The organism is Mesorhizobium sp. P5_C1, from assembly GCF_054049815.1.
The window spans coordinates 1-3,219 of sequence record NZ_JBFULQ010000588.1 but is presented as its reverse complement, the minus strand read 5'-3'; the positions used below and the strand labels follow the sequence as shown (position 1 = coordinate 3,219).

General features: G+C 60.9%; 4 protein-coding genes and 1 pseudogene. 1 reads left to right on the top strand and 4 read right to left on the bottom strand.

The features are described 5' to 3' along the window. The 3 genes and pseudogenes from ACXJ7R_RS28360 to ACXJ7R_RS28350 all read right to left on the bottom strand — a co-directional run. A pseudogene (locus ACXJ7R_RS28360) lies at positions 1–532 on the bottom strand (phage terminase large subunit); the annotation flags it as partial. Between the two features lie 3 nt (positions 533–535). Further along, entirely contained in the window at positions 536–1,189 is a 654-nt protein-coding gene (locus tag ACXJ7R_RS28355) for a helix-turn-helix domain-containing protein (protein WP_457154716.1), read from the bottom strand. A gap of 306 nt (positions 1,190–1,495) precedes the next feature. Next, complete coding sequence (locus ACXJ7R_RS28350; RefSeq protein ID WP_457154715.1) at positions 1,496–1,645, bottom strand: hypothetical protein; 150 nt, start codon at positions 1,643–1,645, stop codon at positions 1,496–1,498. Positions 1,646–1,692: 47 nt separating this feature from the next. Between ACXJ7R_RS28350 and ACXJ7R_RS28345 the strand changes: the two genes are divergently transcribed. Then, positions 1,693–2,370 carry a GDSL-type esterase/lipase family protein gene (locus ACXJ7R_RS28345; protein ID WP_457154714.1) on the top strand — a complete coding sequence of 226 codons (678 nt, stop codon included), beginning with the start codon at positions 1,693–1,695 and terminating at the stop codon, positions 2,368–2,370. Between the two features lie 21 nt (positions 2,371–2,391). Here the strand turns inward: ACXJ7R_RS28345 and ACXJ7R_RS28340 are convergent, their stop codons facing one another. After that, the gene (locus ACXJ7R_RS28340) at positions 2,392–3,141 is read right to left on the bottom strand and encodes a ParB/RepB/Spo0J family partition protein (protein ID WP_457154713.1); all 750 of its coding nucleotides are present in this window, start codon (positions 3,139–3,141) and stop codon (positions 2,392–2,394) included. Positions 3,142–3,219: the final 78 nt, after the last annotated feature.

Sequence of the window (3,219 nt, the reverse complement as noted above, 5' to 3'; positions counted from 1 at the left end):
GCGGATCGTCGAGCAGCACGCGGTCACCGCGCGAACCAGTCATCGAGTTGAACGCCATTGCCTCGCGAAAGCCGGTCTTGTCGTTCTCGAATTTGGTCTTGGTGTTCTGGTCGCCGATCATGGCGAAGCCATCGCCCCAGCGCTTCTGATACCACTCGGACTGGATCAGGCGTCGGGTCTTGACGTTGTCGCGGATCGCCAGGCTGTCCTTGTAGGACGTGCCCATGAACCGCAGATGCGGCATGGCGCGGGGTCCCCACTCCCAACCTGGGAAGAAGACGCCCGACAACAGCGATTTCATGGTGCCTGGAGGCACGTTCATCAACAGCCGTAGGATCTCGCCGCTGCTCACCGCTTCGAGGTGGTCGCAGATGGCATCGATGTGCCAGCCATGCCTGTAGGGCTGGCCCGGCTCCAGAACATGCCATGCGCGCTTGACGAACTCGGGAAGCGAGCGCGCGCAGGCGCGCCGGTCCATCTCAATCAGCAGTTCTTCCGGTGTCGGCGGAATGACGCCCGATATGCGCGCCATAAATCACTTCCCGCCGCTTGTGCTCTCCCGGCGCTCGGCCGCCCTGTACATGATTTCCAGTTCTTCATCGCTCAGTTTGGACAAGTCCAATTTCTGAGAATGTTCAACCGGGCCACCATCCTTGCCGGTGGTCTCGACGCGGCGCACATAGCCGCGATCCTTCATCTTCATCTCGGCAAACCAGCGGACGGTGTTCATTTCGCCCGCGCGGATCGCCTGGATGATCTTGAGCTCGGTGAGGTCCTTGATGTCCTCGTCGATCTCCGCTGAGGCTTCCGCGACCTCGGGATGCTCGTTCAGGTACGTGTAGAGCGTCTGCCTGCTGACGTTCAGCTTTTCGGCCGCCGCCGATTTGATGCCACCGCACATCTGCAATATCGCGATGACGCGCTGAACGTCCTTTTCGGTCAGCTTGGGCTGTGTCCCGCCGCCCTGTGGCCGCTCCGCCTTCGGCGTAGGATCGACCTTTGGCTGCGGCGCTGCCTGTTGCGGCGCGGCCTTCGCCTTGACCTTGGGTGCCTTGCGCTTGGGCGCCGGCTTCTTTTTCGCCTTGCCCTGCGGTGCTGCAGGGGCAGCGGCAACCGGCTCCGGCTTTGCTTTTGCCTGTGCTTTTGCCTTCGGCTTCGAGCTGGTGGCGTTGCCCTTCATCTTGATCATGCGACGACTCGCGCCCGCGAGTGTCCAACTTGTCCAACGTGGCCCACACCGGCATGCTGCTGGCGCAGTGCCTCTTGCCAATCCGATTGCGCGACATTGCCCACTGCAACCACTGCAAACGAAAGCGGCTCACATGTGCCGATTGGCCGTTTGCGCTGGTTTGAGACAGGCCACCACGCACATACGTTCGCCCTGAACCCGAACACTGCACGATACACCCTGCCTGACTGCATCTTGAGATCGGCGACAGTGCCATGACGCACAGTGGAGACCTGTGCGATTGGCAGGAACTCAGCGGACATGGAACTACCCCAATAAGACGCGTGCGACGCAGACGAGCGTGCCGAGCGCGAGGATGGTGGCGACGATCACGAATGGCGCGCCGAAAGAGGGTCCGGCCGCCGGTGCGCCTGGCTCGGAGAACGCGCCGAGAAGGTTGAGCAGTTCATGCCGCATTGTAGTAGTGTCTCTCAGTTCGAAATTTGCCCGCGCGGAGGTAGACAATGGCGAAAGTGCGAGAGTTTACGTTTGYGGCCCTTGCCRSMCTTYCCGCAATGTTGGGGTTAGCCRGCAACGTGGATGCCGAGGATRCACCTCCGACAATCGTCACMCTCGGYGACAGCTACATCAACAGCTATGGAGTAGCTCCGGCTGACGCATTTGCGGCCACGCTCAAGTCGGCGCTGAACGCTGCCGGGCACCYRGTGACAATTKTCGAGGTGGGGTACAGGGAWACCAGCGAACGGGGTCTCGCTTGGCTGGYGGAATCCAAGGATGGCCTTGMCCTGCAGGCGAACCCTGCAAACCACGTTGTCATCGTTGAATTGGGTCAGAACGATTGCKCTMAWATCGACCTGRMGGACACGCGAGCGAACCTCGACCARTTTCTGAGTATCCTCGCCCAGAAGCGCGTTCCAGTGCTTGTGGTTGGGACCGCGGCCTATGGCTATTGCTCGTCTAGGCTCGGGGMTGAYTATKCCGAGCTGTTYTCAAWGATGTTCTCCGAGCTAGCGAYCAAGCATGGAGACTTGCTCTAYGCCGACTTCAAGGAGGGCGTGACTGGGCATCCGGAGTTGCTKGAACCGGACCACGACCACCCAAAYGCAGCGGGTGATGCGATCATCGTTAGAAACATGCTGCCTAAGGTTGAGGCGCTGCTCGCGCGGGTGCAACCGCGTTGAACCCCCGCTCTGCGCTAAAATTCAAACTGAGACACTACCGGATTTGTCCTCCGCTTCGGCTTCGAGTTGATCCAGCCGCTCGCCGGCAAGGCGCGCCATGACTGAGAGGGCGATGCCCGAGTTGACGATGTTGAGCTGCTGCTTGGTGCGCACGATGGCGTCGAAGAAGGCGTCGAACCCCGACTGCGGCGCGGCATGAACACGGAAGAAGCGCTTGGCCCTTTTGGCCAGTGCCTCCATTTCGATCTCGAACTGCGCGCGCTCCTCCGGCAGGAAGGAGAACAGCAGCTCGTCGTATTTGATGTTCGCCCCGCCGAGTGCTGCGGCACCTGGTCCCTTGTCGCCAGAGAGCACGGTGTCATCGAGGCCTGAGAACTTCTTGGCATCGATGTCGAGCGAGGCGTAGAGCTGGGCGAGCAGCGAGGCGTCGTCCTCGCCATTGATCGAGTTATGGCTGAGCTGGATCGCGACCTTGCGCTTCTCGCTCAGTGGCGTGGTGATGACGAGCGCATCCACGATTGCCAGTCCAGCCTCGATTGCGGCGGCGGTGCGGTGATGACCGGACAGGATCTCGAGAGAACCGTCCTTGTCCTGGCAGGCCAGAACCGTAGTGGTCAGCCGGCCATCGATTTTGACGTTCTCGACCAGCCGCTTGAACATGGCCGGAGCCATGTAGTGGGCGTTCTTCTCGCGACGCCTGAGCGTCTTCGGGTCAACCTGCCGCGCCTCAATATCGAGGGTTTTCCAGTCAACGCTTGAAGTGCTTGCCATACCACCACTCGAACGCTTGTTGCGGCGTCTCGTCGATGCGGGCGCCGACATAGTGCAGCCTGAACTTGCCTTCCGGCC